This is a genomic window from Bacillus cereus group sp. Bce019 (genome assembly GCF_051781745.1).
Classification (GTDB): Bacteria; Bacillota; Bacilli; order Bacillales; family Bacillaceae_G; genus Bacillus_A; species Bacillus_A cereus.
Map to the genome: position 1 here is coordinate 257,456 of NZ_JBPWJX010000001.1, position 18,198 is coordinate 275,653.

Here is an 18,198-nt window from a genome sequence, read left to right on the forward strand (position 1 = left end):
TTCTTCCCCCTTATAGAAATCCGTTTTCTTGTAAAAAGCTTTCAGTCATTGAACCTATTCGTTTTGTAGGTTTAGTAATAAAGCGTTCGATATATTTACCAATCATGTCACACTCAATGTTTACGATATCTCCGGCATTTTTTTCTCCAATGACAGATTCGCTTACTGTGTGTGGGATGAGTGAAATCGTTATGGAAGATTCGTCTATATCAAATATCGTTAAACTCGTTCCATCAACAGCAATGGATCCTTTATGCAAACAATAGCGCAGCAGTTCATCAGAAATTGCTATTTTGTAATAGACGGCATTGTAATGTTGTTTTTTATTTAAAATCGTTCCGATACCATCAATATGTCCTGAAACGAAATGTCCACCGAATCGTCCGTTTGCAGCCATTGCTCGCTCTAAATTTACTTTAGAGTGCGGTTTAAGCATGCGAAGTGATGTCGACTGCATCGTTTCAGGCATTGCATCAACTGTAAATGAAGTAGTTGTAAAGCTTGTTACAGTTAAGCAAATACCGTTAACCGCGATACTATCACCTAAGTGAACATCTGATAAAATTTTCTTTGCATGAATCGTTAATTTCATCGCTTCTCCGCTTTGTTGCATGTTTGCTATCGTTCCTAATTCTTCTACAATTCCTGTAAACATTCCGTCACCTCGTTTCGGGCATTCGCAACAATTTTTATATCATCACCAATTTGTTTCATCTCTTGAATTTTCAAGGAAAGCGCATCTTGTAATTTTGAAAAACCATTTCCTCCAAATAAAGTAGGAGCATCTTTCCCACCAATTAATTTCGGGCTTATATAGGTTACAATTTCATTAAAATTGTTTGTTTTTAAGAAACTTGCATGAATCGATTGGCCACCTTCAACGAATAGAGAAAGAATTTGTTTTTCCCCAAGAAAGGAAAGAAGGTCCTTGATTTCTATATGCTTCGTTTCCATTTGGAATATAGCTATATTTTTAGATTCATAAGAAGATATCTTCTCTTTCTTTACATCCTTACCGACAATAATCCATGTCGGTGCTAAACCATCTGTTATAACATGAGAAGATGGTGGCGTTCGTAAATGGGTATCTAAAACAACACGAATAGGATGGTTCCCACCATTTGGAATTCTTGTTGTTAAATGAGGATTATCAGCTATAACTGTATTCACTCCAACAAGAATTGCATCATGTGTATGGCGATATTGGTGAACATCAGCACGTGCTTCTTCACCTGTAATCCACTTACTTTCACCAGTTACAGTTGCTGTTTTTCCATCTAAGCTCATCGCTGTTTTGATTGTTACAAAAGGGCGCTTCGTTTTCATGTAGTGAAAAAAGTAGCGATTTAATAAAACTGCTTCTGCTTCAAGAACACCGGTAGTTACTTCAATTCTAGCTTCCTCTAATCTTCTTTTTCCGTTACCAGAAACGAGCGGATTACAATCGAGAGTAGCAATTACAACACGCTTAACTCCTTTTTCGATAAGCAATTCACAACAAGGTGGTGTTTTTCCAAAGTGGCTACACGGTTCCAGTGTTACATAAACGGTAGCGTCTTTGGCGTTCTGACCAGCCATTTGAAGGGCATGAACTTCTGCGTGTTCTTCACCAGCTCGTAAATGAGCCCCCATACCAACGATGTTTCCATCTTTTACAACAACAGCACCAACCATAGGATTTGGACTTGTTTGTCCTGATGTCCCTTCTGCTAACTGCAGGGCAATCCTCATATATTCTTGATCTGTCATTTTCTTCACCTCTCCTAAAAAAATCAAAAAACCCCAAGGATTTAATATCCTTGGGGTTTGGGAGACGTGATTTCTAGAAATATAGTTTGAATACGAAAGCATAGGAAAGAAACCTAACGATAATTGATATTTCTGCATAAGGAAAAAACCTAGCAAAATATCGAATTTTTAAACGCTAGTTGTCTCTTTTTATTTCAGTATAAAAAATAAGTATAGAAAATTAAACATATATAAAGAATCAAAATGAATCTTTAAAAATATGCATACTGAAATAAAAGTGTATTCACTATATAAAAAACTAGAAACATATCCTTCTCCCATCCAGACTATACTGTCGGCCCTAGAGTTTCACTAGATCCACCGTTTTCGAGTTGAAAACGGGTCACGGACTTAGAAGTTTTCACTTCATCACCGCCGGTTGGGAATTTCACCCGACCCCGAAGGATGCTGTTTGCTCAAATTATAGCACAAAAAAAATAAAAGGCTAGTAAAAAATATTCGAATGTGAAGAATTGTGTGAAAATATATGCAGGCTGGAATGGAAATAAAAGTATTAGAAATGTTGTAAGGAGAAGGGATATAACGGAGTTGCTAAAAAGAAAAAACATGCACAAAAAAATGTGCATGTCACATGTAAAATTATTCTGCCTCTGGTGCTCTAACAACAGACTCGAATTTACCTTTATGCGAAGCGTCGCAATAAGGCATATTTTTTGATAAACCACAACGGCATAAAGAAAATGCCGGTTTTGCTGGGAATACATTCCCTTGTGAGTCGACTAATTCCACGTCCCCTGTAACGCGAAAAGAGCCATTATCATTTACTTTAATTTGTACTTTTGCCAACGTTATCCCTCCTTCCCAAACGCTTAATTTCATCATATAATCAAGGGAAGTGCTTGACAATATAAAAAGAGCACTTTGTTTGAGAAAGAAGAGAGTGTTATAATAGTTTTCATAACTGACTAGAGTAAGGTGACGAGAGATGGATAAACAATTACATACATTACGAAACATTGCAAATGAGCGCACGTGGGCATCATTTTTGAATGATAATCATCCATATAGTTTGTTACATTGGTCCATTGCAGGTGTAGGGCAAGAGGCAAAGGATGTTTGGTTACTTCAAGATGAAGTAACATTTCAAACGACAGAATTCCCAACGTTAGATGATGCAATGCAATGGATTTCTGAAAATATGGAACAAGTTACAGACGTTTTAGCGCAATAAAAAACAGGCTTATGCAAGCCTGTTTTTTGTTTCTTTCACATATGTGTTTAAAAATTGATCGACGGCTGCTTCGTACTCTTCTTTATTTTCGTTATAAGAGCAAGCGTGTGCACCGTGTTCTGCAATATAAAGCTGCTTATTATTTTCTTTCGCTTCATATAACGCTTTTGTCATATCAGCTAAAATATAGTCGTCATCTTTACTATGAATAAAGAGAACGGGATTGTTAATGTTTTTTATACAGTCGATTGGTGAAACTTCACGAATTGTATAACCGTCACGAACTTTCAAAAATGCGTTTGCTAAAGGTAATAAAGGCCATTTTGGTAAATGGAATTCAACCTTTAAACGGTGCTCTAATTGTCCGTGAAAATCAGAGAAAGGACAATCTGCAATATAGAAATCAGCACCATCTTCTACAAGTCCTGCGTATTGAAGAAGTGTTGCAGCTCCCATAGATTCACCATGAATACCAAGTGTAATATTGGTGCCAAAACGGTTTTTTAGCCAGTCAACTACGGATTTTAAATCATGTTTTTCATAGTATCCATAGCTTGTTGTTTTTCCACCAGTTTTACCATGACGACGATGATCGTAAATGAGGACGTTATATCCCCTTTTTAAGAATAAGTTTGCATATTTTACAGAGTTTATTTTATTTACAGTTACACCGTGGCAAAAAACCATAAACTTATTGGTGGAATGACCAGCAGGAATGTAATATCCGTGAAGGTCGTATCCGAATTGTGAAGGGATATGAATTTCTTCTTTATGAAGAGCATCAAAATCCTCTATACGAAAATGTTTTTTCGTTTCTCTTTCGAGTACTTCTTCCTCTGTTTTTTTCTTTAAGTACATCACTTTATTTGTAAAGAAAATCCCAAGGGCAGTTATTGCACCTAGTATAGTAAACAATGCTGCAAAAAAACGTTTCATACTTTACCTCATCCTCCAAATACCGTTACATGTGATACACTTATATTGTATCACAATGATATAAAAGGGGAGAAATAGGAAATGCTGCATATACAAAAAATTACGCCAGCGATGAAAGAAACAATCCGAATGTTCATGTGTGAGAACTGGGGAAGTTCATTGATGGTTTCACGTGGTAAGGGACATCAGTTAGAAGAGTTGCCAGGATTTGTTGCGCTCTCAGATGACAGAATAATCGGAATTATAACGTATGAAGTGACCGGAAATATGTGCGAAATTGTATCGCTAGATAGCTTTGAAGAAAGAAAAGGAATAGGGACGAAACTTGTGGATTGTGTATTACAAGTTGCAGAAGAAGAACGGTGCAGACAGGTTTGGCTTATTACAACAAATGATAATATGAATGCGTTACGATTTTACCAAAAACGTAATTTTGTAATGACTAATTTATATGTGAATGCGGTAGAGGAGGCACGAAAAATAAAGAAAGAAATTCCACGTATTGGATATGATAATATCCCAATTTTACATGAAATTCAGTTGGAGTATCGTTTAGTGAAATGATGTAACAATTTTCAGAAATGTGAGTTATTAATCTTGACGGATAGTGTAATTTAGGTTACCGTAAAATTGTAATCTATTACCATATTAAGGGGTGACGATGTGGCAACTATACGTGATGTTGCAAAATTGGCAGGTGTTTCAGTCGCAACCGTTTCACGAGTTATTAATGAAAAAGGATACGTTCATGAGGACACAGTAAAACAAGTAAAGGAAGCAATTGAAGAATTACGTTATAGGCCAAACAGTGCAGCGAAGCCACTATTTAAAGAGAGTTCAACGATAATTGCATTACTTGTAGATAATTTATGTAACCAATCAAACATCACTTTGCTACATTGTATTGAGGAAATAGCATATAAAGAAGGCTATCAAATCATTATTTGTAATATAGAGAATAAAGATAGATACATACATATGCTGAAGCAAAATAACATTGCAGGTGTTATTTTGACGAGAGCAGTTTTTAAAAGTGTAGGAGAAATTCCATTTCCGTTTGTTGTGATCGATGAGCAACAATCACATGGAAATTATTATGAAAGTGGACAGAGAGCTGTTTCTTTATTAAAAGAGAAAGGGTGTCACTTTCTTGCATATTTCGGTGAGGGAGAAGAAAGTGAAGAAATGGAAGATCATATAGCAGGGTTTTTAGACGCTGTTTGGGATGAAGGAATCTCTTATCGAGAAGAATGTGTACAAGGGTATACAAATAAACAATTTATTACATTATTGCAAAACAATCCGTATATAGATGGAATTGTAGCCTCAAGTGATCAGATTGCTATTGAGTTAATTCGGTCAGCGAGATTTCTAAATATACATATACCAGATAAATTAAAAATTGTTGGACCGAATGGGAGTATAGAGTGTGAATGGATAGGTTCATCACTACCGACAATTGAAAGCTATGTCAAAGATAACGGAAAAGTAGCTTTTCAACAATTAAAAGGAAAAATAAAAAAGTAAAAGGTGCGTTTTATACGCACCTTTTTATAATGTAATTGCGGCAATAAAGCCAAATATAAGTAACGGTATATTGTAATGTAGAAAAGTGGGTACACATGTATCCCATATATGATGGTGCTGACCATCAGCATTTAAACCGGATGTTGGTCCAAGGGTACTATCCGATGCTGGAGATCCTGCGTCACCTAGTGCTCCGGCTGTACCGATAATTGCAATTGTGGCCATTGGACTAAATCCAAGCTGAATGCAAAGAGGTACAAAAATGGTTGTTAAGATAGGGATGGTTGAAAAGGATGAACCAATTCCCATCGTAACGAGAAGTCCAATAACGAGCATAAGAAATGCAGCGAGTGGTTTGTTATTTCCGATTATATGTGCACTCGTTTGCACCAGAGATTCAACATGTCCTGTTTTTCGAAGAACAGCGCCGAATCCAGCGGCAGCAATCATAACAAAGCCAATAAAGGACATCATACGCATTCCGCTTGTTAATATCGCATCTGCTTCTTTAAGTGGTAGACTGCCACTAACTGATAAGACGATAATACCTGCTAAAGCACCGAAAATCATTGATTCTGTTGTTAATTGAACAGTTAATGTAGCAATGATAGATAATAACCCGAAAGTAATGCTACGTTTTGTATAGGGAACGATTTCATTTTCGGTAGTATGAATTTGTTCTGTTTCATACGTACGAGGTTTTCGGTACGTAATGAATACCGCTACACATAATCCAATAATCATACCGATTGCTGGAATAGTCATTGCTTTTGGAATAAGTGTGACATCAAATGTAAGGCCGCTTTGCGCAGCGTTGGTTTGCAATACGTCATGATAAATTTTTCCGAACCCTGCAGGGATCCACATATAAGGAGTAATCAATCCAAATGTAATAATACATGTGACAAGTCTGCGATCCACTTTCAGCTCATTTAATACTTTTAAAAGTGCTGGAATTAAGATGGGGATGAAAGCAATGTGAACAGGAATCACATTTTGTGAGAAACAAGCCATCGTTAAAATAATGAATAAAATAAGTATTTTAGAATAAACTTGTTTTTTCGTGTCTTGTTCATTGCCAATCCATTTTAATGCAGTTTGAATCATAGCATCTGGAAGTCCTGTTTTGGAAAGGGAAATAGCGAAACCACCAAGCATTGCATAACTTAAAGCGATTGGAGCACTGTTTCCAAGACCAGTTGTAAAAGTGTTAATCGTTTCTGAAATACCGAGTCCGCCGATAAGTCCGCCTGTTAAAGCTCCAACAATGATGGCGACAATGACCTGGACACGTAACAAACTAAGCAATAGCATAATTGCTACTGCGACGAGTACAGCGTTCATAATAAATGTAATCTCCCTAAATTTTTATTCTGTTAAGACAAGTAAATATGAAACATTTTGCTATGTTTATACATACTTGCGACATATTATTATAAAATGTTTTCTATGAAATGTAAAAGAGCCTTTTGTTACTAATGCTGAAAAGCTAGCTCTTGTTTAATTGATTGTAAAGAATTAGCGAATAATTCTGGTTCTTCTAAATCAGGAGAATGTGCTGAATTTGGGAACCAAATCATCTTTTTTATAGGCGCTTCAATAATATCGCAATATTCCTGAACGAGTGCATAAGGAGTTTGATAATCATAGCGACCAGAACAAAAATAAACTGGAATAGATAAACTTGAGATAGAAGAAAAGAAATCGATTGTCAGCATTTCTTCCCATAAAATGCCAGATTTTAAATTTCCTGCGAGAAACTTGAACCAATCTAATAGCGTATATTCGGGAGAAAAGAAACCTTTTCGTATGAAAGAAAAGGAAGATCCGTTTTGGATTGCGCCTCCAAATGTGCCAAGCCACTTTCTTTGAATAATGAGACGTCTCGTATCTAAAAATGGTGGTTTGCCTAATTTTAAAAGGGAAGCTAATGCTTTTTTATGATCATGTTTTTTTGCAGAATGAATTAAATGTTGATATAGCAATTCTTCATTTTGTTTCATATGTACAATTTGCCCAATACCGATGTAAGCCTTGATATACTTTGGATATTGATGTGCTATGTTAAGCCCAATAATACTTCCCCAAGAATGACCAGCGAGAAATAGTTTTTGTTTGTTGAACTTTTTAAGTACATATTGAATCACTTCTTTTGCATCGGAAACGAATTGTTCGATTGTGAAATTTGCTCCGAAATCTTTCATTGAAAAGGATTTACCAGCCCCGCGCTGATCCCAATTAATAACAATAAATTGCTTCTCTAATTCTTTTTGAAAATGGCGAATAAATCCGATTTGTGCCATCCCAGGTCCGCCGTGACAGCATAATAAAATAGGTTGCTCTACGTTTTGTCCACGCATAAGGAGAGTTTGTTTTCGATTATTAATCATAACGCTTTCTATCGTAGCGATACTATTAGGAATGAGTTGTTTATTTTCGTTATAGAACTGAGGGGTGTAGCTACGAAAAAGCATATTGAAAACCTCCTTTTGTGAAATCGTATGAATCGCACAGGCTATTCATTTTGCATATACTGTTAGAAAATCATTGTAACATACCATACTAGTGTCATTTCAACACGGGAGGAGGGAAATTGTGACGATTGGAGAAATTATAGATGGTTTAAATAGACGTGAATCCATCGCTATTATAGCAAAACGTCTTGAAATAAGCCCGTATACATTATCGAAGAAATTAAGATTGATTGGATACGAATATGATGGAGAGCAGAAGAAACGTATTTTTGTAGGAGATGGAGAAGAACCACGTCACTTACAACTCCAAGAAGCGACCGCCCTTCAATATGAGAAAACAGATTATCAATTATTAATTTATGAGCAATTACAAAGCATTTATGAGTTATTAAGAAAAAGAGAAGAAGTAATTGCACCAATTGTGAGTAAAAGTACAGAGAAAAAGAGACGAACCTTTTCTATTAATACAGAAATATTAGCAAGATTGGACCTTATATCAGAATCGAAAGGAATTCAAAAATCTAAACTTGTAGAAGAGGCGTTGCAACAATTTTTACAGCAATATGAAGTTGACAAAACATCACATTTTGATAACTAAAGAAAAGGATACTATGTTCATTAGAAGAACGAGTATCCTTTTTATGATGTATATTACGTATAAAATAGAGGATCAGTACAAATCCTTTATGCGTGAAAAATGAAATTTATTATTAGAGAAACACTTAATTTACTTTTTGAATTCTTCCATCAATAACTGGCTGAATTGGTTCTTTTAATTGTTTTACGTAATTGACTAACGCTTCAAAGTCGTTTGGCCCAGTTTCTGCATTTTTACCATTTTTAAATGATACGAATCCATCACCGCCAGAAGCTAAGAAGGCATTTGCAACTACGCTATACGTTGTAGATGGAGATAATTCTTCTCCGTTTGTTAAACGTATATTTGTAACTTTTTCACCGTTTGGTTTATTTGCATCCCACGTATATTGAATACCTGAAATTTGAAGCATTCTTGTTGTTCCTTTTTGCCATTGCTGATTTAAAATATCGCGAATGTCTTGACCTGTTAAATCTACTTTAATCAATTGATTTCCAAAAGGTTGAATGCCGTATAACTCACCCCACGTAATATCACCAGCATCTAAGTCATTACGAATGCCACCAGGATTCATGAGGGAGATTTGAGTTTGCATCGTTTGACGCTGAGCATCGGCAACTAAATTTCCAAGAGTGGACTCACCAGCATCATTTTGTTTACGGTCGATAGGTGCTGTAGATTTTCCGACCACTTCATTTACAAGTGGTGCGATTTTTTCTTTATATTGATCTAGTTTTGTCTTTACTTGTTTATCAGGTTCTACACCTTCATGATACGTTGTAACAACTTCAGCTTTTTTCTTTACAATATCCTTTGTTTTACGATCAATTGTTACATCGACGTCTGAGAAAGCCATTCCGTATGAATTTGCTTGGACAATTAGTTTATTATTTACTGTACCATTTACATACGTATGACTATGTCCACCGAAAATAACATCAACTTCTGGGTCTGTTTCATTTGCAATTCGAGTAAGATCGCCATTTGTTACCCCAGACTCATCGGTTGTTCCACCGACATGAGCAAGAACGACGATAGATTTAACGCCGAGGCGTTTTAATTGTTGTGTTGATTTATTAATTGCTTCTACTTCATCAGTAATTTGTACATTGTTAAGCATCGTAGGCATAACGACATTTGGTGTATCAGTTGTAACAACCCCAATGAATCCTACAGGAACACCATCTACCATTTTTACAGTAAATGGTGGTAAAAATAAGCGGCCAGTTGATTTGTTATAGAAATTAGCAGCTACATAGGGGAAGTTAGCTCCTTTGAAATTTCCTGTTTTTTCATGATATCCACCGTAAATGAGGCGTTTCATTTCATCAATGCCTTCATCAAATTCATGGTTCCCGATTGTACCGACATCAAATTTTAAGTCATTTAAAAATTCAATCGTCGGTTCATCTTGTAATAATGCTGAAACTGGTGGACTAGCTCCGACGATATCACCAGCATGTACGAGAAGTGTATTAGGGTTTTGTTTTTTATGTTCTTTTAAATAAGTAGCTAAGTAATCAGCGCCACCAGCTTCTTTATTATTGATTTTTTTAACAGTATCTAGTTGTCCATGAAAATCATTAATACCAAGCATTTGTACGTCTATGTAGCGGTTTTGTTCAGCTGGATTCTGAGATGGGGGAGCGGCAAATACGCTTGAAAAAGTAATGGTGCTTAAAACAGCAACGGCAGGAATAATTTTTTTCCACATAATATAATTCTCCTTTTTTTATAATCTGACATCATACGACATAATTTTAATAGATTCATAGGATTATAGCTACATAAAAATTTAGTCTTTTCGAAAAATTAACATATTTACAAAAAGTGAATAATAGAGTAAAGACCCTTTTTTATTGTCGATTTCATTGTGTATCTACTATAATGGAGAAAAAAGTAAAAGGTGAGTAGCATGAAGAAAAAGAAACAAAGACAAATGCAAAGACAATCACAAGTGAATCAACCAAAGAAAGAAACACTTACATTAGGCGATCAATTAAATGATTCACTCATGCAACAATTAAAGAGTAAGAAGAAAGAGTTGCAAGTGAGGGAAGAGGAAAAAGAGGCAGCTGAACTGGAAAGAAAGCGCCAAGAACAAAAAGAACGTGAAAAGAATAAATCATTTGAAGAACTGCTAAGTGAAAGTAACCTTACTTGGAAAGACTTTAAATAATAAAAAAATGATCAGTGAAATACCACTGATCATTTTTTGACGAGCTTGTAAGAAAAGGGGAGTTAGAATGAGAAAAATTGTCGTTGTTCCACATGAAAACCATTGGAGTGAAAAATTTCAAATGGAGGCTAAAAGATTAAAATCAGCGATGCCAGAAACGGTGAAAATTCATCATATTGGAAGTACGTCAGTTCCCGGACTGGCAGCTAAACCTATTATTGATATGATCATGGAAGTAGAAAATATCGAAAGAGTAGATGGGTGGAATGAACGATTTATAGAGCTTGGTTACATCGTAAAAGGGGAAAATGGTATTTCAAGACGCCGATATTTTATTCATGGAACTGAAGAAAAACGCTCGTATCATTTACACGTGTTTGAAAAAGGAAATCCAGAGATAGTAAGGCATTTAGCATTTCGTGATTATATGATGGCTCATTGTGAAGAAGCAGAGGCATATGCAACCTTAAAGAAAGAATTAGCCGAAAAGTATACATATGATGGCGCGTTATATACGGAAGGAAAAAATGAGTTTGTGCGCAATGTGGATGAAAAAGCGAAAGAATGGAGAAAAAATAACGTGAATGAATGAGTTCACGCTATTTTTTAGCTATATAAAAGTGTTATGTAAACTGTACGTATGTTTTGACTTTTGGGATGAATCTTGTTGAAATAAAATTGTGGCTTATAAAAAATGTAACAATGAAAGGGAGACGACTGTGCATATTCCAACAACTACACTTCATAATGGCGTGAAAATGCCGATGATTGGTCTAGGCGTATATAAAGCGAAAGAAGGAGACGAAGTAAAGCAAGCAGTAAAAACAGCGTTAGAAGTTGGATACCGTTCGATTGATACAGCAACTGTATATGAAAATGAAAGCGGTGTCGGAGAGGCGATACGTGAATCAGGAATTCCAAGAGAAGATATATTTATTACAACAAAAGTATGGAACGACGATCAAGGATATGAGGAGACACTCGAGGCGTTTGAAAAGAGTTTGAAAAAATTACAAATGGACTATGTAGATTTATATTTAATACATTGGCCGGTAAGAGGGAAGTATGTTGATACGTACCGAGCTTTAGAGAAATTGTATGAAGAAGGTAAAGTGCGTGCGATTGGTGTTTCTAATTTTCATAAACATCATTTAGAACTATTATTACCAAATTGCAAAGTGAAGCCGATGGTAAACCAAGTGGAACTTCATCCGATGTTGACGCAATTTGAGTTGCGTAATTTCTGTCAAGGTGAGCAGATTCAAATGGAAGCATGGAGTCCATTAATGAGAGGCGGAGAAGTATTTCAGCACCCGATTATTCAGGCTATTGCTACTAAATATGAAAAAACACCTGCGCAAGTTATATTAAGGTGGGATATTCAAAGCGGGATTGTGACGATTCCTAAATCTGTTACACCATCTCGCATTAAAGAAAACTTTACTATTTTTGATTTTGCACTAAATGAAGAAGAGATACGTCAAATTAACACGTTGAATCGTGATTTACATGTAGGAACGAATCCTGATAAATATGATACGTTATAAAAAAGACTGTCTCCTAATACTGGAGGCAGTCTTCTGTTTTATCGGTAATTCGATATTTTTAACGATGTAAAGCATATGTGTCATATTTAACAATCTTTTGAAGTTGTATATATTCTTCTTTCGTTAAAGGTAACTGTTGGCTAGCTCGTATATTTTCCTGTAATTGTTGAAGAGAGCTTGCACCAGGTATAACAGCTGCAACAGTCTTATTATGTAAGCAATATTGAATAGCTGTTCCTGTTAAAGAGCGTTCTCCAATCATTTCTTTTACACTTGCTAGAGTTGCATGTAATTCATCGTAAGAATAAGAGAGATAATCCTTTTCCTTTACTCTTTCTATCTTTCTTGCATTATTGTCAGTTAAAATTCCTTTTGCAAGTGGCCCGCGGGCAATGACGCTAATTTGGTGTTCATTTAGAAGGGGGAACCATTCTTCTGGACGACGATTTAAAAGGTTATATTCCATTAGTACACTAACGATGTTTGAGCGTTTTGCATATTCACGAACGACATTTGGGCGTATAGAAGAAATACCGTAATGGCGAATAATACCTTCCTTTTTCAATTCTTCAAAAGCTTCAATTGTTTCATCTATTGGATCTTCAATTGTTCCGCCATGAAGTTGGTAAAGGTCAATATAATCAGTTTGAAGTCTACGTAAACTTTCCTTTACTTCAGTCTTTATGTAAGCTTTAGAAGGATCCCAAGACCAGCCATTTTTTTCTTCTGTCCAACGATTTCCAACCTTCGTTGTAAGTACAATTTGGTCTCTTCTTCCCTTCAAGGCTTTTCCAACAAATTCTTCATTTAATCCGTAATCATATAAATCTGCTGTATCAAAAAAATTAATTCCTAAATCGATCGCTTCATCGATAATATGCATAGCTTCTGTTTCAGATGTACCGAGAGACATACAGCCAAGGCCCATTTCTGTAACAAACAAATCTGAGTTTCCTAATTGACGTTTTTTCATAGGTCAACCTCCTTACCTTTATTGTACGAGAGGGAAAAGAGGTTGACAAACGTTTACTTTCCGCTTCGCATTAACTGCCCGTAAAAGCATGATTAATGTTTCACTTTATTTGCTGTAATCCACTCTTGTACAGTTGTATACTCTTTGCTATATTGCTTTAGCTTATGGCGAATTTGCCATGCTTTTCCGACTAAAGTGACGCGATTTGGTAAAATATAAACTTTCATTTCTATCACGCTCCTTTCAATGTGGTAAAATGTATGAGGAAAGAATAGGAAATAGAACAGGGAGATGAAGTAGTATGAGTAATCTTGCAGAGAGAACAGTAAAAACTGAGCCAATTTTTGATGGTAGAGTTATAAAAGTTCGTGTTGATGATGTAGTATTACCAAATGGAGCAATGAGTAAACGTGAAATTGTAAATCACCCTGGTGCAGTTGCTATTATTGCTATTACTGATGAGGGGAAAATTGTGCTTGTTGAGCAGTATCGTAAAGCACTTGAAAAGGCGATTATAGAAATTCCGGCTGGCAAGTTAGAACCTGGTGAAAAACCTGAGGTAACAGCAGTTCGTGAATTAGAAGAGGAAACAGGATATGTATGTGAAAATATGGAGCTCATTACTTCTTTCTATACATCTCCAGGATTCGCAGATGAAATTTTATATGTATATAAAGCGACAGGTTTGACAAAAAAAGAAAATAAAGCTGAGTTAGATGAAGATGAGTTTGTAGAATTAATGGAAGTATCGTTAGAAGAAGCGATTACTCTTATGAAAGATCTTCGTATTCATGATGCGAAGACGATGTTTGCAGTACAATATTTACAATTACAAAAATAAACACTCGCCAAAGGCGAGTGTTTATTAATTGATTTTTGCATATACACGTGCATCACGTAAGCTACCATCTGGTGCTAGGAAATCATTTTCCATTGTACCTTCTAGAATGAATTCTAAACGTTCTGCTAAGCTACATGCATTTATATTTGTTGCATCAGTACGAATTTCAATTCTTCTAGCGCCTAGTTTATCAAAGGCGAACTGAATTGCACCTTTAACAGCTTCGGTCATATAGCCTTGTTTTGTATAGGCACTATGTAGCCAGAAGTGAAGTGAAAACTTTGGAATATCCCAGTTTTCAGGCTTTAGTGTAATTGCTCCGATGAATGTACCAGATACTTTATCGTATAAGTGAAAATCAAGTGTTTCACGAAGTAAAAACTGTCCGTGAGCTTCGCGAACAATTTCTTCAGCACTCTCTTCTGTTTCAGCGTTAATTGGTATCCACGGTACTAAGTCTTCTAGAGAAGCTTGGATTGCTTCATATACTTCTGCACCATCACCTGGAAATGGTTTACGAACTTGCAAGCGTTCAGTTTGAAATAATGTTGGAAAATCTAATAATAATGGTTTCAAGAGAAATCCCTCCTATTCTCTACTTTTTAGTTTAGCAAAGTAGAGCGGAATTTCAATGTTAATTCGTCATACTTTTTTCTTTCTTTCATACATTTTTAATAAGAGTGTGAACGGAGGGAAGAAAAATGTGGCGAAAAAATTGGCAAGACCGTGTAATGTCTCACATACAGGAAAACTCTTCATTATATATATTTAACGCCGTTTTATTATTGATGGGAGTAATATTCGGAGCCATTCTCGTGAATAGTTTACAAATCAATCAAAAACAAGATTTATCATTTTATTTACAACGTTTTTTTGGACAAGTCTCTAAAGGAGAATTTGCCATTGCAGGCGAAATGTTTCGAGAAAGTTACTTTTCGCAATTAAAATACATCGGATTTATTTGGATTTTAGGAATTTCAATTATTGGATTACCACTTATTTTTATTTTATTATTTGTAAAAGGAGTTGTCGTTGGATTTACAGTTGGTTTTTTAGTAAGTCAGCATGGATGGAATGGACTATTATTAGCATTTGTATCTGTTTTGCCACAAAATTTAATTATCATTCCAGTCTTTCTCGTTATGACAACCATTGCTGCAAGTTTTTCTTTACGGATGATTAGGCATCAATTTATTAGAAAAATAACCGAGCCACTATTACCATTATTAATCCGTTATACATGCTTCTTTCTCGTAATTGGAGTGGTGTTAGCACTTGCTTCTAGTGTGGAGGCTTACGCATCACCAGTTTTAATGAAAGAAGTCGTTGAGGCTATTAATAAAAAATAAATACTTTTTGAGAATAATTATCAATTTGTTTTTATTGTTTTTTCTTTTGACAGAAGCCCTTCTTCTGATATAATGGTGTAAGAGTGGCGAGGAGGGAGTAGTACCGAATGGAAGAAAGAATTGAACGAATTAAGAAGCAATTACATGCAGCGAGCTACAAATTAACACCGCAACGTGAAGCAACAGTTCGTGTGCTGCTAGAAAATGAAGAAGATCATTTAAGCGCAGAAGATGTTTACCTCCTTGTAAAAGAAAAGTCGCCAGAGATCGGATTAGCAACCGTTTATCGAACTTTAGAACTATTATCTGAGTTAAAAGTTGTCGATAAGATTAACTTCGGAGACGGTGTTTCACGCTATGACTTACGCCAAGAAGGTGCGCAGCGTTTCCACCATCATTTGATTTGTACACAATGTGGTGCTGTACAAGAAATACAAGAAGATTTACTTGGTGAAGTGGAAAGGAAAGTAGAACGAGACTGGAGCTTTAAGGTGAAAGATCATCGTTTAACATTCCATGGGATTTGTAAAAATTGTCAAGAAAATGAAACGGATGAAAAATAACCTTTTCCTATTTATCTAGGAAGAGGTTTTTTATTTGAATAAGGTATAAATTGGTGAAAGCTTGGCATATGTTGTAATAACTTATATTTTGGAGGAATTTACAATGCGCCGAGCTTTAAAATTAACTTTTGATGGAATAAAAGTATTTTTATTATTTACAAGTTGTACGATTTTGTTTTATTTCGCTATACTATGGATAAATGAAGAATATGAAAGCTATCATCGTTATGAAAAACCTAAAGAAGAGACTGTAGAAAAAGTATCAGGGAATGAAGAACCGGCAAAGGATGCTTTCGTAAATAGAATGATGTTTTTCTATGAAAATGGGGAGTAGTGTAGAGTGGAAGATCAATTAAAAGATTTTATTCATTATATGGTTGTCGAAAAAGGATTAGCAAAGAATACAGTAGTATCGTATGAACGGGATTTAAAAAGCTACGTAAAGTATTTGCAAAATGTGGAACAGACGAAAACTTTTCATGAAGTGACCCGTTTACACATTGTTAACTTTTTGCAGTATTTAAAAGAGAACGGAAAATCTTCGAAAACATTGGCGCGTCATATCGCATCAATTCGTTCGTTCCACCAATTTTTACTTCGTGAACGAGCGGTAGAACACGACCCATCCGTACATATTGAAACGCCACAAGGGGAACGGAAATTACCAAAAGTATTATCAGTTGATGAAGTAGAGGCGTTACTTCAAACACCAAAAATGACAAGTGCTTTTGGTATTCGTGATAAGGCGATGCTAGAGTTACTGTATGCGACAGGACTTCGTGTTTCAGAATTGATTGCACTCAATTTAGAAGATGTACATTTAACGATGGGATTTGTTCGTTGCATAGGGAAAGGGAATAAAGAAAGAATTATTCCACTAGGAAGTTTAGCAACGGAAGCGATTCAAAAGTATATTGAAAAAGGAAGAAGAGAATTAATGGGGAAAAAAGTAGTAGATGCACTCTTTTTAAACCATCATGGTAATCGATTATCAAGACAAGGATTTTGGAAAATATTAAAACGATTAGCGAAAGAAGCAAATATTGAAAAAGAGCTTACACCTCATACGTTGCGTCACTCGTTTGCTACGCACTTATTAGAAAATGGAGCAGATTTACGTGCTGTACAAGAAATGCTTGGACATGCAGATATTTCAACGACGCAAATTTATACGCACGTTTCAAAAACTAGATTAAAAGATGTATATAAACAGTTTCATCCGAGAGCATAGTTACTATGCTCTTTTTTTCATAGATTAAGAGGGGAAGACCGTTTCACAGAAACTTCACAAACATTTCGTATATTGTTTTCAGCAGAAGACTGGAATATTACAATGTATTTCCTCTATACTAAATAAAGTATAAAGGAGGAAATGATGATGAAAAAACTGATTATAACTTTATTTATCGCGATGCTAGCGTTGGCTGGCTGTAATACAAACAAAGAAGAACCGAAAAAAGAACAGAAACTTGAAGCTGTAAAAGTAGCAGTCCAAACAAATCCGAAAGAAATTAAACCAGGTGAAAAAACAGAAGTACAAGCACTTGTTACACAAGGGAAAGAAAAAGTAACGGATGCCGATGATGTAAAGTTTGAAATTTGGAAAGATGGCGACGAAAAGCACGAGATGTTAGATGGCAAGCATAAAGGAAAAGGTGTTTATGCAGTAGAGAAAACATTTGAAACGGATGGAGTATACCATATTATCGCTCACACAAATGCACGTGAAATGCACGTTATGCCAGAAGTAAAAGTTGCTGTAGGAAATGCGAAAGTAGAAGATGCGAAAAAAGAAAATAGTGATCACAGTGCAGGACATGGAGATCATAAAAGTGACACAATGATCCATCTTATGGCTGGAGACATAAAGGCAAATGCTGAATCTACAATGAAAGTTCATTTAAAGCAAAAAGAAGAAGCATTAACTGGTGCTGAAGTACAACTAGAGATTTGGAAAGATGGTGTTGAAAAACACGAATTTATTCCAGCGAAAGAAGGGAATAAAGGAGAGTATGAAACGAAACATACTTTCAAAGAGAACGGTGCTTACAAAGTGAAAGTACATGTAAGAAAAGGCGAATTGCATGAACATAAAGAAGAAACAATAGAAGTAAAATAAAAAGTAGCTCTTTAGAGCTACTTTTTATTTTTAATATGAAGAAATAAATCATAAAAAAATTAGCACTTCGTTGCAGAATGGATTACAATAGAAGTGTGAAGAAAATGAGAAA

Annotated in this window: 23 protein-coding genes and 1 riboswitch; of the genes, 13 read left to right on the forward strand and 10 right to left on the reverse strand. The window is 35.4% G+C overall.

Translation table 11 applies throughout. The annotated features are described in order from the left end of the window. Window positions 1–10: 10 nt before the first annotated feature. From ribE to ACS2QP_RS01460, 3 genes are all read right to left on the reverse strand, one after another. A complete protein-coding gene (gene ribE, locus ACS2QP_RS01450) occupies window positions 11–655 on the reverse strand; it encodes a riboflavin synthase subunit alpha (protein ID WP_153580639.1) in 645 nt (214 codons plus the stop codon). Further along, on the reverse strand, window positions 637–1,749 hold the full coding sequence (gene ribD / locus ACS2QP_RS01455) for a bifunctional diaminohydroxyphosphoribosylaminopyrimidine deaminase/5-amino-6-(5-phosphoribosylamino)uracil reductase RibD (RefSeq protein WP_153580638.1): 1,113 nt from the start codon (window positions 1,747–1,749) through the stop codon (window positions 637–639). Before ribD ends, ribE begins: the two co-directional genes overlap by 19 nt. 305 nt (window positions 1,750–2,054) lie before the next feature. Then, window positions 2,055–2,198, reverse strand: a riboswitch (FMN riboswitch). 190 nt (window positions 2,199–2,388) lie between these two features. Continuing rightward, window positions 2,389–2,595 (reverse strand): CDGSH iron-sulfur domain-containing protein, encoded by a 207-nt coding sequence (locus tag ACS2QP_RS01460; protein WP_001151582.1) that lies wholly within the window; start codon window positions 2,593–2,595, stop codon window positions 2,389–2,391. Between the two features lie 139 nt (window positions 2,596–2,734). On the opposite strand from ACS2QP_RS01460, the gene ACS2QP_RS01465 reads away from it, so the two are divergent. Next, window positions 2,735–2,980, forward strand: coding sequence for a DUF2552 family protein (locus tag ACS2QP_RS01465; protein ID WP_000360793.1), 246 nt, complete (start codon window positions 2,735–2,737; stop codon window positions 2,978–2,980). Window positions 2,981–2,989: 9 nt separating this feature from the next. Here ACS2QP_RS01465 and ACS2QP_RS01470 read toward each other — a convergent pair whose 3' ends face one another. Beyond that, entirely contained in the window at window positions 2,990–3,916 is a 927-nt protein-coding gene (locus tag ACS2QP_RS01470; RefSeq protein WP_078420728.1) for an alpha/beta hydrolase, read from the reverse strand. Between the two features lie 81 nt (window positions 3,917–3,997). Between ACS2QP_RS01470 and ACS2QP_RS01475 the strand changes: the two genes are divergently transcribed. Both ACS2QP_RS01475 and ACS2QP_RS01480 read left to right on the forward strand, forming a co-directional pair. Then, window positions 3,998–4,480, forward strand: a complete 483-nt coding sequence (locus ACS2QP_RS01475; RefSeq protein ID WP_000902437.1) for a GNAT family N-acetyltransferase — start codon at window positions 3,998–4,000, stop codon at window positions 4,478–4,480. A gap of 99 nt (window positions 4,481–4,579) precedes the next feature. Next, window positions 4,580–5,443: a LacI family DNA-binding transcriptional regulator gene (locus tag ACS2QP_RS01480; RefSeq protein ID WP_000201363.1), complete on the forward strand. Its 864-nt coding sequence runs from the start codon at window positions 4,580–4,582 to the stop codon at window positions 5,441–5,443. Between the two features lie 24 nt (window positions 5,444–5,467). Here ACS2QP_RS01480 and ACS2QP_RS01485 read toward each other — a convergent pair whose 3' ends face one another. Next, window positions 5,468–6,787, reverse strand: coding sequence for a Na+/H+ antiporter family protein (locus ACS2QP_RS01485; RefSeq protein WP_000994816.1), 1,320 nt, complete (start codon window positions 6,785–6,787; stop codon window positions 5,468–5,470). A 131-nt stretch (window positions 6,788–6,918) separates the two neighbouring features. Beyond that, entirely contained in the window at window positions 6,919–7,917 is a 999-nt protein-coding gene (locus ACS2QP_RS01490) for an alpha/beta fold hydrolase (RefSeq protein WP_000898971.1), read from the reverse strand. 121 nt (window positions 7,918–8,038) lie between these two features. Here ACS2QP_RS01490 and ACS2QP_RS01495 point away from each other — a divergent pair, with 121 nt between their 5' ends. Further along, a complete protein-coding gene (locus tag ACS2QP_RS01495; protein ID WP_000151931.1) occupies window positions 8,039–8,515 on the forward strand; it encodes a ribbon-helix-helix domain-containing protein in 477 nt (158 codons plus the stop codon). 124 nt (window positions 8,516–8,639) lie between these two features. On the opposite strand, the gene ACS2QP_RS01500 is transcribed toward ACS2QP_RS01495, so the two are convergent. Continuing rightward, complete coding sequence (locus tag ACS2QP_RS01500) at window positions 8,640–10,229, reverse strand: bifunctional metallophosphatase/5'-nucleotidase (protein ID WP_153580637.1); 1,590 nt, start codon at window positions 10,227–10,229, stop codon at window positions 8,640–8,642. A gap of 201 nt (window positions 10,230–10,430) precedes the next feature. On the opposite strand from ACS2QP_RS01500, the gene ACS2QP_RS01505 reads away from it, so the two are divergent. The 3 genes from ACS2QP_RS01505 to ACS2QP_RS01515 all read left to right on the forward strand — a co-directional run bounded on the left by ACS2QP_RS01505 (window position 10,431) and on the right by ACS2QP_RS01515 (window position 12,241). After that, complete coding sequence (locus ACS2QP_RS01505; RefSeq protein WP_000727561.1) at window positions 10,431–10,694, forward strand: YqkE family protein; 264 nt, start codon at window positions 10,431–10,433, stop codon at window positions 10,692–10,694. Window positions 10,695–10,761: 67 nt separating this feature from the next. Continuing rightward, on the forward strand, window positions 10,762–11,286 hold the full coding sequence (locus tag ACS2QP_RS01510; protein WP_001227186.1) for a GrpB family protein: 525 nt from the start codon (window positions 10,762–10,764) through the stop codon (window positions 11,284–11,286). Window positions 11,287–11,413: 127 nt separating this feature from the next. Beyond that, window positions 11,414–12,241 (forward strand): aldo/keto reductase, encoded by an 828-nt coding sequence (locus ACS2QP_RS01515; RefSeq protein ID WP_000547989.1) that lies wholly within the window; start codon window positions 11,414–11,416, stop codon window positions 12,239–12,241. Window positions 12,242–12,299: 58 nt separating this feature from the next. Here the strand turns inward: ACS2QP_RS01515 and ACS2QP_RS01520 are convergent, their stop codons facing one another. Further along, window positions 12,300–13,214 (reverse strand): aldo/keto reductase, encoded by a 915-nt coding sequence (locus ACS2QP_RS01520; protein WP_000747210.1) that lies wholly within the window; start codon window positions 13,212–13,214, stop codon window positions 12,300–12,302. Between the two features lie 92 nt (window positions 13,215–13,306). Next, window positions 13,307–13,441: a Z-ring formation inhibitor MciZ gene (mciZ, locus tag ACS2QP_RS01525; protein ID WP_000870302.1), complete on the reverse strand. Its 135-nt coding sequence runs from the start codon at window positions 13,439–13,441 to the stop codon at window positions 13,307–13,309. A 74-nt stretch (window positions 13,442–13,515) separates the two neighbouring features. Here mciZ and ACS2QP_RS01530 point away from each other — a divergent pair, with 74 nt between their 5' ends. Then, window positions 13,516–14,055, forward strand: a complete 540-nt coding sequence (locus ACS2QP_RS01530) for an NUDIX hydrolase (protein ID WP_000067041.1) — start codon at window positions 13,516–13,518, stop codon at window positions 14,053–14,055. 24 nt (window positions 14,056–14,079) lie between these two features. Here the strand turns inward: ACS2QP_RS01530 and ACS2QP_RS01535 are convergent, their stop codons facing one another. Continuing rightward, entirely contained in the window at window positions 14,080–14,631 is a 552-nt protein-coding gene (locus ACS2QP_RS01535; protein ID WP_000803479.1) for a GNAT family N-acetyltransferase, read from the reverse strand. A gap of 155 nt (window positions 14,632–14,786) precedes the next feature. Here ACS2QP_RS01535 and spoIIM point away from each other — a divergent pair, with 155 nt between their 5' ends. The 5 genes from spoIIM to ACS2QP_RS01560 all read left to right on the forward strand — a co-directional run bounded on the left by spoIIM (window position 14,787) and on the right by ACS2QP_RS01560 (window position 18,086). Further along, entirely contained in the window at window positions 14,787–15,404 is a 618-nt protein-coding gene (gene spoIIM / locus ACS2QP_RS01540) for a stage II sporulation protein M (protein ID WP_013142149.1), read from the forward strand. A gap of 107 nt (window positions 15,405–15,511) precedes the next feature. Next, complete coding sequence (fur, locus tag ACS2QP_RS01545) at window positions 15,512–15,967, forward strand: ferric iron uptake transcriptional regulator (RefSeq protein ID WP_000392657.1); 456 nt, start codon at window positions 15,512–15,514, stop codon at window positions 15,965–15,967. A gap of 103 nt (window positions 15,968–16,070) precedes the next feature. Beyond that, window positions 16,071–16,301 carry a YqzK family protein gene (locus ACS2QP_RS01550; protein ID WP_001250432.1) on the forward strand — a complete coding sequence of 77 codons (231 nt, stop codon included), beginning with the start codon at window positions 16,071–16,073 and terminating at the stop codon, window positions 16,299–16,301. Window positions 16,302–16,307: 6 nt separating this feature from the next. Further along, window positions 16,308–17,198, forward strand: coding sequence for a site-specific tyrosine recombinase XerD (gene xerD / locus ACS2QP_RS01555; RefSeq protein WP_000390088.1), 891 nt, complete (start codon window positions 16,308–16,310; stop codon window positions 17,196–17,198). 147 nt (window positions 17,199–17,345) lie between these two features. Beyond that, on the forward strand, window positions 17,346–18,086 hold the full coding sequence (locus ACS2QP_RS01560) for a FixH family protein (protein ID WP_000733456.1): 741 nt from the start codon (window positions 17,346–17,348) through the stop codon (window positions 18,084–18,086). Window positions 18,087–18,198: the final 112 nt, after the last annotated feature.

Coding starts and splice junctions, on each gene's coding strand:
- ribE (WP_153580639.1), bottom strand. CDS start 655: ATGTTTACAGGAATTGTAGAAGAATTAGGAACGATAGCAAACATGCAA.
- ribD (WP_153580638.1), bottom strand. CDS start 1,749: ATGACAGATCAAGAATATATGAGGATTGCCCTGCAGTTAGCAGAAGGG.
- ACS2QP_RS01465 (WP_000360793.1), top strand. CDS start 2,735: ATGGATAAACAATTACATACATTACGAAACATTGCAAATGAGCGCACG.
- ACS2QP_RS01470 (WP_078420728.1), bottom strand. CDS start 3,916: ATGAAACGTTTTTTTGCAGCATTGTTTACTATACTAGGTGCAATAACT.
- ACS2QP_RS01475 (WP_000902437.1), top strand. CDS start 3,998: ATGCTGCATATACAAAAAATTACGCCAGCGATGAAAGAAACAATCCGA.
- ACS2QP_RS01485 (WP_000994816.1), bottom strand. CDS start 6,787: ATGAACGCTGTACTCGTCGCAGTAGCAATTATGCTATTGCTTAGTTTG.
- ACS2QP_RS01490 (WP_000898971.1), bottom strand. CDS start 7,917: ATGCTTTTTCGTAGCTACACCCCTCAGTTCTATAACGAAAATAAACAA.
- ACS2QP_RS01500 (WP_153580637.1), bottom strand. CDS start 10,229: ATGTGGAAAAAAATTATTCCTGCCGTTGCTGTTTTAAGCACCATTACT.
- ACS2QP_RS01505 (WP_000727561.1), top strand. CDS start 10,431: ATGAAGAAAAAGAAACAAAGACAAATGCAAAGACAATCACAAGTGAAT.
- ACS2QP_RS01510 (WP_001227186.1), top strand. CDS start 10,762: ATGAGAAAAATTGTCGTTGTTCCACATGAAAACCATTGGAGTGAAAAA.
- ACS2QP_RS01520 (WP_000747210.1), bottom strand. CDS start 13,214: ATGAAAAAACGTCAATTAGGAAACTCAGATTTGTTTGTTACAGAAATG.
- mciZ (WP_000870302.1), bottom strand. CDS start 13,441: ATGAAAGTTTATATTTTACCAAATCGCGTCACTTTAGTCGGAAAAGCA.
- ACS2QP_RS01530 (WP_000067041.1), top strand. CDS start 13,516: ATGAGTAATCTTGCAGAGAGAACAGTAAAAACTGAGCCAATTTTTGAT.
- spoIIM (WP_013142149.1), top strand. CDS start 14,787: ATGTCTCACATACAGGAAAACTCTTCATTATATATATTTAACGCCGTT.
- fur (WP_000392657.1), top strand. CDS start 15,512: ATGGAAGAAAGAATTGAACGAATTAAGAAGCAATTACATGCAGCGAGC.
- ACS2QP_RS01550 (WP_001250432.1), top strand. CDS start 16,071: ATGCGCCGAGCTTTAAAATTAACTTTTGATGGAATAAAAGTATTTTTA.
- ACS2QP_RS01560 (WP_000733456.1), top strand. CDS start 17,346: ATGAAAAAACTGATTATAACTTTATTTATCGCGATGCTAGCGTTGGCT.